The following is a 16,101-nucleotide window of genomic DNA, read 5'->3' as shown; positions in this document are numbered from 1 at the left end:
GTGATTTGCGTGCCGCCTCGCTCTGACATGTGATAGCGCAAACGGTCTGTTATGGAAAACACCATGAAGTTGCCCTACGCAATCACACTACTGCTGTGCCTGTTTTTAGCCGCCTGTACGCTGCCTGACCGCTTTAGCGCCGTAGCTTTTCAACAACTGACGCTATTACAAACGCGCTCAACCCGCTTCCTGCAGGACGCGGCGCGAATACCGTGGCAAAAAGAGACACTGCTCAAGGATGACCGCGATATCCGCCAGACATTTTTTCAGGCTGAGCGGGTCGCCCGTCAAGGTGGGGATAAACACCGACTCGATAATCTGGCGCTGCTGAAAAATCACTATTTGCGTCTTTATGCGCGGGTTATGCAACGTAAGCAACCACTTACTCACATCCAGGCAGAGAGATACCAACAGCAAAATAATCAGGTCTGGAAATTAGCTATACAGGGTGAGTGTCTGCATTGGGGCGCCCACTGCACTCAAGGAGATGAAAATGGCGTCTATTAACGAAATACATAACCTGATGACCACCGCCCGGGCCGAACACCCTGTAGCGTCCTCGGCGATTGCCGAGTTTATCCAGACGTATAAGCAGGCAAGAGAAGACAGCGACGACGCTATCCGCGAGTCCGCCGCGTTTATCGCCCGCGCGCTTCAGGAACATGCTCGCGGCTGGCTGGACGACGACGATATGATTATTCTGCTGGAAGGACAGCGGGACCTCGCCAGGCTACGCGCCAATAATGCGCAAATCGCCCTCGGCAGCCGTATCCGGTCTACGGTCATCCGCCTCATTGATATCGCCCTGGCGTTGTTGGTCGGCGCGCTATAATCAGGACTGCGGCAACTGCTTGCGTTTATCTTCCGGCAGCGCATTTACCGCCTGTTGATAAGAGGCATCGACCAGATAATAGAGTTGTGAATCCGGCAGCGATCCGTCCAGATAGACCGTGCTCCAGTGCGCTTTATTAAGGTGCCGACTCGGTCGTACATCGCTGTGCTGCTGACGTAACAACTCTGCCAGTTCCGGGCTGGTTTTGAGAGAGGCTGCCGGGCGTCCTTCAACTTCTTTTACCATCGCGAAAAGTACATCTTCCACTTTAATTTGCGTCGCTTTCCAGTCGCTGTGGACGCTCTGCTCTGCGCCAGGTTTTGCCATGCAGTATTGCAGTAATTCCGAAATGGTCATTATCATTCCCCTTGTAGTGTCGCGATAATTTTACGTGGACCGCCGTGAATACGGTGCTCTCCCAACCAGATACCTTGCCATGTTCCTAACTGTAAACGCCCCTGGCGTACAGGCAGCAGCAACGAGACGCCCAATACTGACGACTTAATATGCGAAGGCATGTCATCCGCGCCTTCGTAATCATGTTCATACGCCGCATTATCGGGAACGGTTTTCAGGAAATGGCGCTCCATATCAGCGCGCACGGTGGGATCGCAGTTTTCGTTTAGCGTCAGCGAGGCCGAGGTATGTAGCAACAACAGATGCAGCAAACCCGTTTCGACAGGCGGTAAGCCAGACAATTTATCGATAATTTCATCTGTTATCAGATGAAACCCGCGCGGCTTCTCGCTCAGTGTAATGGTGCGCTGATACCACATAGGCTGCTCCTTCCTAAAAACAAACGTCTCCTGAATAGTGTGCAGCAAGTCTGGAAAAGGTAAAAGCCAGCGGGGCAAGTTTGTGCAAAAATCATGCAAAAAAGGAGAGCCTGACGCTCTCCTGATTTTTAGTACTCCGAGTTGACAATGACTTCCTCGCCAAACGCTCCTGCCTGCGGCAGCGGTTTGTAGGTGGAGTTAGCCGCGCGCAGGATGCGAATACCGCGGATACCACAATCACGAGCCGCGGTAATATCGTTATCCGAATCGCCGTAGAAGATACGCATGTTCTTCTCCTGCAGCCACTGTACTTTCGTATTTTGTTCCGGTTTATCGCCGGCGAAAATCACCGGATTCATATTCGCCGCCGGAATATGGAAGTTATCCGCCAGCGTTTTCGACACGGTTTCCGTTTTCGTCTGACTACGACCAGTGACAAAGTAAATACTGTCGCCACGACGAACATGCATATCAATGAGCTGTCGGGCCACTTCTTTTGGAATACTGAACTCATCCCAGCCGTTGTTCATTTTTTCCCAAAAGGCCGGATTTTTCAGATAATCGTCGCTGTCCGGGGAGTAGGTTTTCTTTCCGCGCCAGAATCCGGGGCTGGAAAATAACACGGTGTCGTCAATATCAAAGCCGACCGCCATCGGCGGGCGTCCGGTGAGGCTGTTTTCAATCTGGGCGACAGAGACCCAATGGACAGGCGCTTGTTCCGCGAGTTTTGCAACGTTAGTGCCCGGATTGAGCGTCGAAGGGGAAGATACTAACGCATTCGCGGAATGGTTTAGCGTAAACAACAAACAGACGGCACTCAGCGCCAGGGTTATTTTTTTCATGCTTTTCCCTTAAAATTCAAAATATTATAATTATTAAGATGAGTCTTTGCTCAAAAAACTATCTGACCATAACGCCAGTAACGGTCAAAAGGAAGGATTATCTGCGGTTTTGTTACGAAAAAAGAGGATGATCACAACAGCTATTGTCAGGCCGGAAGGCACTGTTATCGCCGTCCGGCCTGAATATTACATAACAGCGGCAAATGCCTTCGCCACGCGGTGTACATTTGAAGTATTAAGCCCGGCGACACACATGCGGCCACTGGCAATCAGGTAAACGCCAAACTCATCGCGCAACCGCTCGACCTGCTCCGCGCTTAACCCGGTATAGCTGAACATACCGCGCTGCTGTAACAAGTAATCAAAGTTGCGGTCAGGCATCTCCGCCTTCAGCTCCTTCACCAGCGTCTGGCGCATCGATATAATGCGGTTACGCATCGCGTCGACTTCCGCCAGCCAGCCCGCTTTTAACGCCTCATCGCCCAGGACCGTAGCGACCACCTGAGCGCCGAAACACGGCGGACTGGAGTAAATTCGGCGCACCGTCGCTTTTAGCTGTCCCAGAACCCGCGCGGCAATTTCAGCATCTTCACACACCACCGACAGGCCGCCGACGCGCTCGCCGTACAGCGAGAAAATCTTCGAAAAAGAATTACTGACTAACGCAGGTAACCCAGCGCTGGCAATGGCGCGAATAGCGTAAGCATCCTCGTCCATGCCTGCGCCAAACCCCTGATAGGCAATATCAAGGAACGGAATCAGATCGCGCGCTTTCACTATTTCAATCACCGCATCCCATTGCGAAGGCGTTAAATCCGCCCCGGTCGGGTTGTGACAACAGGGGTGCAGCAGCACGATACTGCGCGCAGGTAACGTATTCAGCGTGGCCAGCAGATCGTTAAAACGGATGCCGTTAGTCGCGTCGTCATACCAGGGGTAAGTACTCACTTCGAATCCTGCCCCGGCAAATATCGCAATATGGTTTTCCCAGGTGGGGTCGCTCACCCATACGCCTGCGTCGGGGAAATAACGCTTAAGGAAATCCGCGCCCACTTTCAGCGCGCCGGAACCGCCTAATGTCTGGATAGTAGCCACGCGCTGTTGCTGAAGAACCGGGTGATCGGCGCCAAAGAGCAAAGGCGCGATAGTATGGCGATAAGTATTGAGTCCTTCCATCGGCAGGTACAGCGAAGCGCCATGCGGCTGCGCGTTAAGCCGGGCTTCGGCTTCGGCCACCGTTTTAAGCTGTGGGATAATCCCGTCTTCGTTGTAATACAGGCCAATGCTCAGATTTACTTTGTCGTGACGGGAGTCGTCTTTAAAACGCTCCATCAGTGAAAGAATCGGATCGCCGGCATAGGCGTCAACTTTTTGAAACACGCGATGGTTCTCCAGGTTTACAGAGGGCAGGAAATAACACAATAAACCGGAAGGACGAGAAGATCGAGAGGATGTTGTGGTGGATGCGCATATTACCGGATAGCGGCGTGAACGTCTTATCCGGCCTACAGCCAATGCGCGATACAAGCCGGATAAGCGCAGGCGCCACCCGGCCTGCCGCGTATTTAATCAATATACTTCATCGCCACCCTTGAGGTCAGGCGCGTGATAAGTTCGTAAGCACTTACTTTTGTCATTTCAGCGATACGTTCAACCGGCAGACCTTCACCCCATAAGACCACCGGATCGCCCGCGTTATCCTGCGCGTTTGGCCCCAAATCCACGCAAATCATATCCATCGCCACCCGCCCGACAATCGGGACTTCACGGCCATTGACCAGTACTGGCGTACCGGAAGGCGCCGCTCGTGGGTAGCCATCGCCATACCCCATCGCCACCACGCCCAGGCGCGTGTCGCGCTCACTCACCCATGTCCCGCCGTAGCCCACCGGTTCGCCCGCTTTGTGGTCACGCACCGCGATCAAACTGGAGGTTAAGGACATCACCGGCTGAAAACCAAAATCCGGCCCCCAGGGTTTGTGCTCCAGCGGCGATACGCCATACAAAATTATGCCCGGACGCGCCCAGTCAAAGTGAGACTGCGGCCACAGCAGAATACCGCCAGACGCGGCAATAGAGCGCTGCCCGGGTTTACCCCGACAGAAGGCATTAAAAATGTCGAGCTGATGTTCGGTAGCGCCGCATTCCGGCTCATCCGCACGGGCAAAATGGCTGACGATATTCACCGGCTGGCGTACATTTTTACAGTGCGTCAGACGCTGGTAGAACGCCTCCGCCTCTTCGGGGCGCACGCCGAGACGATGCATACCGGTATCCAGCTTCATCCAGACCGTTACCGGCTCCGCCAGCTCCACCGCCTCCAGGGCGGCAAGCTGCTCCTGATTATGTACGGCGGTATGCAGACATTGCGCGGAAATGGTCGGCAAATCGGCGGCGTCGAAAAAACCCTCCAGCAGCAGGATAGGCTGCGTGATCCCGCCCGCTCGCAGACGTAGAGCCTCTTCAAGACGCGCCACGCCAAAAGCGTCAGCATCAGGGAGCGTTCGCGCGGTCTCCAGAAGACCGTGTCCATAAGCGTTCGCTTTCACCACCGCAACCAGCTTACTGGCAGGCGCCAGTTCACGCAGACGTTGCAGGTTGTGTCGCAGAGCGCGGCGGTTAATGACGACTGTTGCCGCTTGCATTTGAATTCCTTGTTAACAGAATGACGGAGAGTTACTCATCATCGTATTGCGGTCCCGCATAGTTATCGAAGCGCGACCACTGACCATTGAACGTCAGACGAACCGTACCGATAGGACCGTTACGTTGCTTACCAATAATAATTTCAGCAATGCCTTTTAAGTCGCTGTTCTCGTGATAAACCTCATCACGGTAGATAAACATAATTAAGTCGGCATCCTGTTCAATAGAGCCGGATTCACGCAGGTCGGAGTTCACCGGACGTTTATCCGCGCGTTGTTCCAGGGAGCGGTTAAGCTGCGATAGCGCCACGACCGGCACCTGGAGTTCCTTTGCCAGCGCTTTCAACGAGCGGGAAATTTCGGCGATTTCCAGAGTACGGTTATCAGAAAGCGACGGCACGCGCATCAATTGCAGGTAGTCGATCATAATCAGACTTAACCCGCCATGTTCGCGGAAAATACGCCGCGCGCGCGAACGGACTTCTGTCGGCGTAAGACCTGAGGAATCGTCAATATACATATTGCGTTTCTCCAGCAGAATGCCCATCGTGCCGGAGATTCGCGCCCAGTCTTCATCATCGAGTTGACCGGTACGAATACGTGTCTGATCGACGCGGGACAGCGAGGCCAGCATACGCATCATGATCTGTTCGCCGGGCATCTCCAGACTAAAGATCAGTACCGGTTTATCCTGCAACATCGCCGCATTTTCGCAGAGGTTCATCGCAAAAGTGGTTTTACCCATGGAGGGACGCGCCGCGACGATAATCAAATCCGAACGCTGTAACCCTGCCGTCTTTTTATTGAGATCCTGATAGCCGGTATCCACGCCTGTAACGCCATCGTGCGGTTGCTGGAACAACTGCTCAATACGCGCCACGGTAGCGTCGAGAATCTGGTCGATGCTTTTCGGACCTTCATCTTTGTTGGCCCGGTTTTCCGCGATCTGGAAGACGCGCGACTCCGCCAGATCCAGCAGTTCGTCGCTATTGCGCCCCTGTGGATCGTAACCGGCGTCCGCAATTTCATGCGCCACCGCGATCATATCGCGGACCACGGCGCGTTCGCGCACAATGTCCGCATAAGCACTGATATTCGCCGCGCTTGGCGTGTTTTTAGACAGCTCCGCCAGATAGGCGAAACCGCCGACGCTGTCCAGTTGGCCCTGCCGCTCCAGCGATTCCGCGAGCGTAATCAGGTCGATAGGACTGCCGCTTTCCTGCAAGCGCCCCATCTCCGTAAAGATATGGCGATGCGGGCGGGTATAGAAATCTTCTGCCACCACGCGCTCGGCCACATCGTCCCAGCGCTCGTTATCCAGCATTAAACCGCCCAACACCGACTGTTCCGCTTCAATCGAGTGCGGCGGCACTTTTATCCCGGCAACCTGCGGATCGCGGTCGCGGGCATCAGTCTGTGGTTTGTTGAAGGGTTTATTTCCTGCCATAGTGAATGGAGTTACCGAGATAGTGATTGGGTCGAAAGATTACCACATTTCTTTTGGAGGAAGCATGGCAACGCGTATTGAATTTCACAAGCATGGTGGTCCGGAAGTGCTTCAGACCGTGGAGTTTACGCCAGCGGAACCGGCGGAACACGAAATCCAGGTTGAGAACAAAGCCATTGGTATCAACTTCATCGACACCTATATCCGTAGCGGACTCTATCCGCCCCCGTCGTTGCCTGCGGGCCTGGGAACCGAAGCTGCGGGTGTGGTCAGTAAAGTCGGCAACGGCGTGGAGCACATTCGCGTGGGCGATCGCGTCGTCTACGCGCAGTCAACGCTCGGCGCTTACAGTTCCGTCCATAACGTCCCCGCAGATAAAGCCGCGATTTTACCTGACGCCATTTCCTTCGAACAGGCGGCAGCCTCTTTTCTCAAGGGGTTGACCGTTTTTTACCTGTTGCGCAAAACCTATGAAGTGAAACCCGACGAACCCTTCCTGTTTCATGCCGCTGCGGGCGGCGTCGGTCTGATCGCCTGCCAGTGGGCGAAAGCGCTGGGCGCGAAGCTTATCGGTACCGTCGGTAGCGCGCAAAAAGCGCAGCGGGCGCTGGACGCCGGTGCCTGGCAGGTAATTAATTACCGTGAGGAGAGCATTGTCGAACGGGTAAAAGAGATCACCGGCGGCAAAAAAGTCCGCGTGGTCTATGACTCCGTGGGGAAAGATACCTGGGAAGCCTCACTGGACTGCCTGCAACGACGGGGACTGATGGTCAGTTTCGGCAATGCGTCCGGCCCCGTCACTGGCGTGAATTTAGGTATTCTGAATCAGAAAGGTTCCCTGTATGCCACGCGACCTTCACTACAGGGGTATATTACGACACGTGAAGAACTGACCGAAGCCAGCAATGAATTGTTCTCATTGATCGCCAGCGGCGTGATTAAAGTTGATGTGGCTGAAAATCAACGCTATGCGTTAAAAGATGCCCGTCGCGCGCATGAGGTACTGGAAAGCCGGGCCACACAGGGCTCAAGCCTGCTGATTCCGTAATAGCTCTGCAAAGAAATTGGGCTTCCACCCGGGAAGCCCTTTCTTTTTTTGTTCGGCTGTATGTAGGGTACAGCGCGATGAATTCGTTACCTGCGCAATCATGACAGATTTAATAATCGATTCCTATTTGCTTGTGAGGGCAAAGTTCCAGGTTGTGACGAACCGCTCAATACCTTAGTAAAACCGACGGTTATTGCGCTGATACTGTGGGATTTTTGGCGTTTTTACTGCTTTGATCACCCACACCACAGCCACCGCCAGCAGTAACCACGGTAACAGCTTGATCATCAGAGCGAACATTCCACCCAGGAACATGACGGCAGTCGCTACAACCAGCGCGGCCAGAATGCCCAGCAAGGAGACGCCCGTCACCATTAACATCAGAAAAAAGCCAAGCACAAAAAGTAGTTCCAGCATAGTCGCTCCCCATAAAGATGGCATTGCCCGGCGGCACGGCGCTTACCGGGTCTGGTCAGGTAAGCTCTTACAAAAATCATGCCAATATTTATATTATTGATATATAAGAAAAACGCCCTGCAAGACTGCACAGGGCTTAGTGAGATTGACTAATTTTTGGCGAACTTTTAACGCTTGTCTGCCACCAGTTTTAGCGCCTGCTCCAGTACAGCAACATCCGCGCCAGCTTTATGGGCGTTTTCGCTCAGATAGCGACGCCACTGTCGCGCGCCGGGGATACCCTGGAACAACCCCAGCATATGGCGAGTGATATGCCCCAGATACGCTCCCTGGCTCAATTCACGCTCAATATAGGGATACATCGCGCGAACCACCGCAACCGGGTCGGCATCGGTGGTATCGGCGCCAAAGATCTCCCGATCCACCGCGGCCAGTATACCCGGATTCTGATAAGCTTCGCGGCCAACCATGACGCCATCCATATGGCGCAGGTGTTCCTTCGCCTCTTCCAACGATTTGATGCCGCCGTTAATGGACATGGTCAGGTGCGGAAAATCCCGCTTTAGCTGATAGACGCGCGGGTAATCCAGCGGCGGGATCTCACGATTTTCTTTCGGGCTTAAGCCAGAAAGCCAGGCTTTGCGCGCATGGATAATAAACATCTCGCATTCGCCCTGACCGGAAACCGTATTAATGAAATCACACAGGAACGCATAACTGTCCTGATCGTCAATACCAATGCGGGTTTTTACCGTCACCGGAATCGAGACGACATCACGCATGGCTTTAACACAATCGGCGACCAGTTGCGCATTGCCCATCAAACAGGCGCCAAACATACCATTTTGCACGCGATCGGAAGGGCACCCCACGTTGAGGTTAATTTCATCGTAGCCACGCGCTTCCGCCAGCTTTGCACAATGCGCAAGCTGAGCCGGATCGCTTCCACCAAGCTGTAGAGCGACCGGATGCTCTTCTTCGCTATAAGCCAGATAGTCACCCTTACCGTGAATAATCGCGCCCGTGGTCACCATTTCGGTGTAGAGCAGCGTCTGGCGAGACAGCAAACGCAGGAAATAGCGGCAATGTCTGTCCGTCCAGTCGAGCATAGGCGCAATGGAGAAGCGGTTAGCGCTGTATTCTGGCGCTACACCGCCAAATTCGCTGATTACACTGGGGGTTACGTATTCTTTATTTTCGTGCATTTTAGCTCTTAATATCGTATTTTTGCTTTATCGGTACACCATATGGTACACCATAAAAATGGTGTACCGGAAAGAGGATAAAGCGGAATTATGGCTTACTATAACATAGTTAAACGCCCCCGGTCGGATGGTACTGTACGGTACCGCTGTACCGCCGGGGTGAAGGAAGGGGGTAAACACATCCATCGCGAAACGAGAACCTTTGGTAAACTTTCGCAGGCAAAAACATGGGGGGCAAAACGGGTTGCTGAACTGGAAGAGCATGGTGTACCGGATAACAACGATGCCGGGAAAATGTCAGTCGGCGACCTGTTAAAGCGCTACATCAACGATCCAAATCTTGGCGGAAAGGCAGGCAGGACAAAACGCTACGTACTGAATATGCTTCTGGATTGTGACATCGCCGAAATTCCGCTTAAAGACCTTTCCACCAGCCATATTATTGAACACTGCCGACAAAGAAATGGTGCTGGCGCGGGTCCGTCCACTGTCAGTCACGATGTAAGTTATCTGGCTTCGGTATTAGCTTCCGCCAGACCTGTTTATGGTATCGACTATACGAATAATCCGGCGAATGAAGCACGCCCCGTTCTTACGAAAATGGGGCTAATCGGAAAATCGAAGCGAAGAAGTCGGCGCCCGGTAAGTGACGAACTCGATAAGCTGATTGAAGCTCTCGAAGCCAGAAGCGCTCACAGGGTCGCTAAAATCCCCTTTGTGGATATACTGAATTTTTCGATACTCAGTTGTATGAGAATCGGCGAGGTTTGCAAAATCCGATGGGAAGATGTGGACGAACAGCAAAAAGCTGTTCTGGTCAGGGACCGAAAAGACCCGCGCAAAAAAGCGGGTAATCACATGAAAGTTCCGTTGCTGGGCGAAGCCTGGAACATACTGCAACGCCAGCCAAAAACCGGCGAGTTAATTTTCCCTTACAATCCACGGTCAGTTACCGCAGGATTTCAGCGCGTCAGAAAGGAACTTGGTATCGAAGACCTGCGTTACCATGACATGCGCCGGGAAGGAGCAAGCCGGCTGTTTGAGGCCGGGTTCAGTATCGAGGAAGTTGCTCAGGTAACAGGGCATCGCAACCTTAATACGCTATGGCAGGTATACACCGAGCTTTACCCTAACTCCCTGCATGAAAAATTCAATAAATTAACCTCGAAATAACGTAAACCTCAGCCCATTTCTGGTAGATTCTTTTACTTGACATCTACGGGCTACATACGTAAAAGATAACCACACTAAAGTCCTCATCCCTATAGATTAATCGCATTACAAATGACATCTAATAATGGATAACATCGTGAAATTAGTTAAGAAGAATAGTGTAATATTGATTGCTATCTTTATGATAATAGCATACTCGATCAATAAAGTGATTTTCGGGAGAGACTCATCCATTCCATTTCTTTCTACTTTATCTTTTTTATTAATTTCTTTTTATTTATTGAAGTGTAAAAATCTGACACCACGTATTATTGGTTGCATTCTTATATTTTTACTGTCATCTGAAATTTCATACTTCATCATTTTTAATGAACAAATATCTTTTGATGTTATCAGTTCTGTTGTGGAAACAAACCTTATCGAAGCGAAAGGAATGTTTTTAAGTGATGGGGTGAAAATTTTAGGAATAGCAATTCTATTAACCTTAGCGATTAGTTATGGAATAATTAAACTTTATAAAAATCATGAGAGCCTCAAGTGGATTCCCTGGCTGGCTATTTTTCTGTATTTATTAACCGCACTCATGATCGTAAATGATGTGCGACCACAAGTAAACGATATTAAAATGAGCATGAACGAATCGCGCTCAACAATAGGCAAACTTATTAAAAGCTATTTCCCCGCAGTTATAGGTGATGTGGCATATTTTGCCAGCACGATGATATTGAATGACCGCTACTCGAACACATCAATAATACCAGACTTCAACGAAGTTGTAACAGGTAAAGAGGACAATGGTAATAATACTATTGTTATTGTAATGGGAGAATCTTCGCTATTTTCAAGGTATAGCATTTACGGGTATCCCAAGCTGACAAGTCCAGACTTACAAAAAATATTCACACAATCCAAATCATGCATTGTCAGAAACGTTCATTCAAGTGCTCCTGAAACAAGGGATTCTCTTGCAATGACATTCTCATTCAGTACGCCAGAAAGCGATACAAACCTTTTCAAGAATAAATCCATTATAGAAATGGCAAAAGCTAACGGGTATAAAACCTGGTGGATTGGCTCTCAGGAGCTTGAGGGATTATTCAGCTCAAAATATGGATTTATTGCAAAGAAAAGCGACGTTGTCAGACTGACGAATGGACACGATGAACATCTGGTACCAATGCTGCCTGACGCGCTGCAAGATACGTCTGCCCCAAAAAAATTTATAATAGTTCACCTGCTTGGCAACCATAAGCCTTACCAGAACTACGATACAGAAGATAAGGATGCCTTACCGGGTGCAGAAGAATATGATTTAACAATCCACAAAACTGATCGTATAGTTTCCTCATTATTCAATGATGTAGCAAAACACAGCAACAACTATATATTTCTGTATACCTCAGATCACGGAGAAGTAGTCAATAAAGGTCATGGGCTTATGAAAGGCAAGGACCAATGGTTCATACCTTTTCTTTATAAATCTACCAATGACAAATTTGGTTGTTCGTTCATTGAACAATTCAGAAACAAGGATGGATGGCTAAGTGGTCTTATGAATAAGTATATTCTTTCAAGTCTTATTGGTTATACGCTCGATAAAAATATTGTTAATAGCGAAATGAATAACGACAGAGTAAAGGCGGCAAATGAAAAAACCGTCTTATTTAAAGATACAGAGTAAAAAATAAACCCCTCGGATTTTAAAAGCCCTGCGAAATATACATGCAGGGCTTTTTTTATAAATTAAAACTTTTATTTGTGAAGACATAATATTCTCATCCTGTGAGAAAAGGTGCGAATCGTTCGCTTTCCCTTGCATTTGAATAAGTCAAACCACTTGTTTTTACCCAGATAGTTTAACTTTATCATGTCAGGTCTGTAATAATAGCACATCAGAAATATACCCTGATCATCATCCACAATATTCTCTCTCAACACCTTCTTTTGGCAACACCACACCAGTCGGTAAAATTCTTGCCACTTTTCCAGCGTTCCGATCAGAACGCCACCGATGATATACACCTGGTTACCTGACATACAGTTGTACACTGATTCCAGTGTTTCAAGTTTAAGCCCCCTTCTGATCGTAAAAAGATGCATCTTTTCCTTATTGAAGGGCCAGGACCACTTTTTTATTCCATTCGTGGTATCAGAATCTCTACAATATCCAAAATCAATCCAGGCTGCCATATCGTCTTTGATCAACCCCTGCCTGATAGCCTGATTTACAAAGTACGTTTTCAGATTACAGAGTAAAACGTAATCAGCCGACAGATACTCTGGATTACCCCGCTGCTCTACGGGAGTTCTGAGCTTAAACGCTACATCTGACTGTATAGCAGCGATCCGGCTCCTGATATGACGAAGTTTTTTATTGAAATTTAATGTAACAATAGTTGTGGGTTTTCCTCTCCGGATTTCCTCAATTCTGGATTTGAGGTCAGGTGAAGTGAAAATAACCATATCATTTTCAAGTTGAGCAAGATTGGAAAACCAGTCCATATAGTCATCAGTAGTTCGCTCAATGCGTGGAGCAAACCCATTTTGCGATGTCCAGTGACTCCTGCCTATATCAAAATAAGCAGTAACAATTGTTATAGTGGTCATACCTCTTTAAAAAACCTGTAGATTTCAATGAATATGGAATACTAACATGCAAAATGATTTATATAAATTATTTATAATAATGATAAGAATATTTTAAGTGTGAATATGAGCACAACAGTGTACCGGACATCCACCCCGCACAAAACTCATCATGATGGTATTTCCGGCCAGATGGGGCTTGAGGTATCAACACGATTTACCAGTACCCTGTATTTTTTCCACTCGGCGAGCTGGCTTTTCTCTTCATCTGTTGCGAGTCCAAGATCAACCGCATCCTGAAGCGGCGCGATTTTCCCCGATGCCATTTGCAAAAGACGGCTTTTGGTCCCTTCAGTTTCACGAAGTCTGGCCGCTGTTTCCGCAGCTTCATCCTTCACCCACGCCTTACCATCCCATTTCTGGTATTCACCGTCTGGTGAAACTGATGTGACATTTTCGGGCAACGGGCCGGGTTCGGAGATATAAATCGGTTTTCCGGTTTGCGTATCGTACACTGTTTCTCCGCGATGGTCTTCTTTCAGGTTCCACGTCTGGGTTTCAGTGTCAAATACAGCAATATGACTGGCGGGAATATCAGGAGGGGCGATATCCGTACAGTTTGCCGGTAATCCCGTGTGCGGCGGAATATACGCATCACCTGCGCCAATAAATTCGTTAGTATCAGAAAGCAGATTGAAAATTTTAATTGTCTGCGCCTGTTCGCTCATTTTAAAAGTCATTATGCCAGCCTCACTATGTAGTTAAATGCAATATTTTTAACCGTGGTTTCCGCATTACCGTCTGCGTCCACAATAACGACGTGACCGTGTGGACCGATATACATGGTGTGCTCGTGTCCTCCGATATAAACTGTATGCGCATGGTCACCAGCGGCCTGTGTCCATGCACCACCTCCAGGCTGAAATGAGGTGTGATTGGAATCTCCCCAGTATGAATTGATATAACCGCCGAACTGGTGAGTATGATTGCCCGTGGTATTGGTCGATTTCGTGCCGTAATCAAAGGATGAGGTAGATTTTGTCCCTAAGTCAGTATCCTGCGCCCGCGCGGTGTGCGAGTGCGATTTGTTGCCGTCCATTTCTTGCGACAGTACAGCACGTCCACTGATGGGCTTACCCTTTATTGTCCAGCCTCGCATGTCAGGGATAATGCCGGACGGATACGCTATAGCCAGTAACGGGTAAGCAGATTTATCGAAGGACTGCCCCTGCATCAGGGCGTAACCGGCTGGGGTAGCATCAGACGGCCATGCAATCGCCGCCCCTACTGGATGCGAATCCGGAGGTGGATTCAGGGAAGTGTAGAACATCGCCCATTCTGACCACTCAGCGTCGGCGTTATCTCTGTGGCTGCGAATATATGCAGGCGCAGGAGCACCATTAGTCCCACTCCATCCGATTAATATCTCCCCATCACCGAGTCCGGTCAGACGCAAAATATTTCCGTATGGCGTCGGATAACCATTGTCGTAAACCTCACCCATTATCAGGCCGCTATCGCTGCCTCTTGTCGTACCAGTCAGTGCCGGAAGCGCGCCATGTGATGCCAGTCTGTTCGCTGCAACAGCCGTACCTGATGCAGGGAGCGCTCCGATATTTTGTACAAACAGCGGCTTTTCCGGAATATCGCCACCGTTCTGGTCTTTGGCGAGGTATTTAAGATCCGTCTGGTCCTGACTGTAGACCTGAAGGTTATCCCGTGCCGTTCCTTTATTCTGAAGGTCTGACAGATTGTTTTTCTGCCACAGAAACAGCTTCAGGGGATCTGCCAGCAGGTTTACCCAGCCTGCGCTGTCGGCGCCTTCCGGATCGGTCAGGTTATCGTCAATAGTATTCAGCCAGACCGCTGTTGTTGCGACTCCGGCGAGAATGGCATCTTTTGCATATCCACCAATGGCCCCGGCGAAACCGGCATTATACGTGTACAAACCGCCAGCCTGGACGTACCGTATTGCTGCGGTAATATCGTGCATCAGACCGTTAAAATCCTTGCCGTGTGGCGGTATACCTCCCGCTGAAATCGGGGTCATGGTCACCGGAGGAAAACCCGAATCGTACGCCGCGTTACCGCTCTCTTTGGTCTGCTGCGTCGCCTTGTCGGGGATATTATTTTTATCCCCGATACTCGCAAAGGGTACTGCCAGTTGACGGGGTTTATCGTTAAGCTTCATTACTGGTCTCCTTTAAAACCACTGAGACATAAACACCCGGCGGGGACGGCAGTGCGCCCGACGACTGGATAATCGCCAGTTCTGCCGACGAGAGAGCAAACTCAAAAATATAACTCATCCTCAGTCCACCATTATTCAGAACATAAGCCCGGCGGTTTTTTCCGAACATAAACCGCAGCATCCGGTTAATATCCGGCACAGAGCAGTCAGTAATATTCGACATGGCTTTCATCAGTATCAGCCGCCGGTATACTTCATCAGACAGGTCAACGGTCCGGGTAACCGATTTTCCGCTATAAAACGGTGCCTGATTAAACGGACGCGGGTCATCCATTACCGGGTTATCCATCCGGGCCTCGCTGAAGCCCAGGTAATTAAAATCGTCCTTTACCGTCAGCCGACGACTGACGCCCACAATCTTTCCCCAGACATCAAGACCGTACTTTTCTGCGGTATCGATGTCCCAGATAAGGTCATAAAAATCTTTGATAAAACTGTCGGGGGAAAGCGCTGCGTTAAAGCTGTTAATGAGGGCATTGAGTCGGGGACTGGCGGCATACTGTGCAAGCACCGTTGCTGCCACATTCTGCACGTTACGCCTCCTGTAGTTTCACACCGATATTCGACACATCCAGAACCGGAATTTCATCTATCCCGAAAGTGACAGCCGTTGTCCATGACGAACCGTCACGACTCACAGTAAGGCCCAGAATATCGATATTTTCCGGATCGGTTTTGTAAACACCGGCATAGTAGCGCCCGGCGGAGACAACAGAAGCGACCCTGGCCCGCAGACCACCATCTGTACCGTTAAACGCGGACAACACGGATTGCTGTACCTGTTGGGTAATATCTGAGGGCAGATAGTCACTTTTTTTCAGCGTCACACTGACATGCAGACTGACAGGTTTGAGTGTCTGCCAGGTGATCACGTATTCA

The 16,101-nt window shown here is 50.0% G+C and carries 16 protein-coding genes and 2 pseudogenes; 5 read left to right on the top strand and 13 right to left on the bottom strand.

What is annotated here, in order from left to right:
- The first annotated feature begins 51 nt into the window (after positions 1 to 51).
- Both HV477_RS06180 and HV477_RS06175 read left to right on the top strand, forming a co-directional pair.
- Positions 52 to 507 (top strand): hypothetical protein, encoded by a 456-nt coding sequence (locus HV477_RS06180; protein ID WP_000432197.1) that lies wholly within the window; start codon positions 52 to 54, stop codon positions 505 to 507.
- On the top strand, positions 494 to 832 hold the full coding sequence (locus HV477_RS06175) for a hypothetical protein (RefSeq protein WP_000146587.1): 339 nt from the start codon (positions 494 to 496) through the stop codon (positions 830 to 832). The genes HV477_RS06180 and HV477_RS06175 overlap by 14 nt, the downstream gene beginning before the upstream one ends.
- Here HV477_RS06175 and HV477_RS06170 read toward each other — a convergent pair whose 3' ends face one another.
- The 6 genes from HV477_RS06170 to dnaB all read right to left on the bottom strand — a co-directional run bounded on the left by HV477_RS06170 (position 833) and on the right by dnaB (position 6,542).
- Positions 833 to 1,189, bottom strand: coding sequence for an MmcQ/YjbR family DNA-binding protein (locus HV477_RS06170; RefSeq protein ID WP_000155665.1), 357 nt, complete (start codon positions 1,187 to 1,189; stop codon positions 833 to 835). It lies immediately after the preceding gene.
- A 2-nt stretch (positions 1,190 to 1,191) separates the two neighbouring features.
- Entirely contained in the window at positions 1,192 to 1,608 is a 417-nt protein-coding gene (locus HV477_RS06165) for a secondary thiamine-phosphate synthase enzyme YjbQ (protein ID WP_000270392.1), read from the bottom strand.
- Between the two features lie 128 nt (positions 1,609 to 1,736).
- Entirely contained in the window at positions 1,737 to 2,450 is a 714-nt protein-coding gene (aphA, locus tag HV477_RS06160; protein ID WP_000724435.1) for an acid phosphatase AphA, read from the bottom strand.
- A gap of 186 nt (positions 2,451 to 2,636) precedes the next feature.
- A complete protein-coding gene (tyrB, locus tag HV477_RS06155) occupies positions 2,637 to 3,830 on the bottom strand; it encodes an aromatic amino acid transaminase (RefSeq protein ID WP_076741858.1) in 1,194 nt (397 codons plus the stop codon).
- A gap of 185 nt (positions 3,831 to 4,015) precedes the next feature.
- On the bottom strand, positions 4,016 to 5,095 hold the full coding sequence (gene alr / locus HV477_RS06150; RefSeq protein WP_001147301.1) for an alanine racemase: 1,080 nt from the start codon (positions 5,093 to 5,095) through the stop codon (positions 4,016 to 4,018).
- Between the two features lie 31 nt (positions 5,096 to 5,126).
- Complete coding sequence (dnaB, locus tag HV477_RS06145; RefSeq protein ID WP_000918353.1) at positions 5,127 to 6,542, bottom strand: replicative DNA helicase; 1,416 nt, start codon at positions 6,540 to 6,542, stop codon at positions 5,127 to 5,129.
- A gap of 64 nt (positions 6,543 to 6,606) precedes the next feature.
- On the opposite strand from dnaB, the gene HV477_RS06140 reads away from it, so the two are divergent.
- The gene (locus HV477_RS06140; protein ID WP_000235550.1) at positions 6,607 to 7,590 is read left to right on the top strand and encodes a quinone oxidoreductase; all 984 of its coding nucleotides are present in this window, start codon (positions 6,607 to 6,609) and stop codon (positions 7,588 to 7,590) included.
- 174 nt (positions 7,591 to 7,764) lie between these two features.
- Here HV477_RS06140 and pspG read toward each other — a convergent pair whose 3' ends face one another.
- Together pspG and dusA are read right to left on the bottom strand one after the other, a co-directional pair.
- Positions 7,765 to 8,007, bottom strand: a complete 243-nt coding sequence (pspG, locus tag HV477_RS06135) for an envelope stress response protein PspG (protein WP_000891414.1) — start codon at positions 8,005 to 8,007, stop codon at positions 7,765 to 7,767.
- A gap of 167 nt (positions 8,008 to 8,174) precedes the next feature.
- Positions 8,175 to 9,212 carry a tRNA dihydrouridine(20/20a) synthase DusA gene (gene dusA, locus HV477_RS06130; RefSeq protein WP_175064938.1) on the bottom strand — a complete coding sequence of 346 codons (1,038 nt, stop codon included), beginning with the start codon at positions 9,210 to 9,212 and terminating at the stop codon, positions 8,175 to 8,177.
- A gap of 90 nt (positions 9,213 to 9,302) precedes the next feature.
- On the opposite strand from dusA, the gene HV477_RS06125 reads away from it, so the two are divergent.
- Positions 9,303 to 10,385, top strand: a complete 1,083-nt coding sequence (locus HV477_RS06125) for a site-specific integrase (protein ID WP_175064937.1) — start codon at positions 9,303 to 9,305, stop codon at positions 10,383 to 10,385.
- A gap of 136 nt (positions 10,386 to 10,521) precedes the next feature.
- Complete coding sequence (locus HV477_RS06120; protein ID WP_309224788.1) at positions 10,522 to 12,066, top strand: phosphoethanolamine transferase; 1,545 nt, start codon at positions 10,522 to 10,524, stop codon at positions 12,064 to 12,066.
- A 71-nt stretch (positions 12,067 to 12,137) separates the two neighbouring features.
- Here HV477_RS06120 and yibB read toward each other — a convergent pair whose 3' ends face one another.
- The 5 genes and pseudogenes from yibB to HV477_RS06095 form a co-directional block, all read right to left on the bottom strand.
- Positions 12,138 to 12,992, bottom strand: a complete 855-nt coding sequence (yibB, locus tag HV477_RS06115; RefSeq protein ID WP_175064935.1) for a protein YibB — start codon at positions 12,990 to 12,992, stop codon at positions 12,138 to 12,140.
- 149 nt (positions 12,993 to 13,141) lie between these two features.
- A complete protein-coding gene (locus tag HV477_RS06110) occupies positions 13,142 to 13,711 on the bottom strand; it encodes a tail fiber assembly protein (protein ID WP_175064934.1) in 570 nt (189 codons plus the stop codon).
- Positions 13,711 to 14,583, bottom strand: a pseudogene (locus HV477_RS28380) (phage tail protein); the annotation flags it as partial. The gene HV477_RS06110 and the pseudogene HV477_RS28380, both read right to left, overlap by 1 nt.
- A 568-nt stretch (positions 14,584 to 15,151) precedes the next feature.
- Positions 15,152 to 15,754 (bottom strand): DUF2612 domain-containing protein, encoded by a 603-nt coding sequence (locus HV477_RS06100; protein ID WP_175064932.1) that lies wholly within the window; start codon positions 15,752 to 15,754, stop codon positions 15,152 to 15,154.
- A 1-nt stretch (position 15,755) separates the two neighbouring features.
- Positions 15,756 to 16,101: pseudogene (locus tag HV477_RS06095) on the bottom strand (hypothetical protein); the annotation flags it as partial.

This window comes from Salmonella sp. SG203 (assembly GCF_013350575.1).
Lineage (GTDB): Bacteria > Pseudomonadota > Gammaproteobacteria > Enterobacterales > Enterobacteriaceae > Salmonella > Salmonella enterica.
This window is presented reverse-complemented; position numbering and strand designations above follow the sequence as displayed.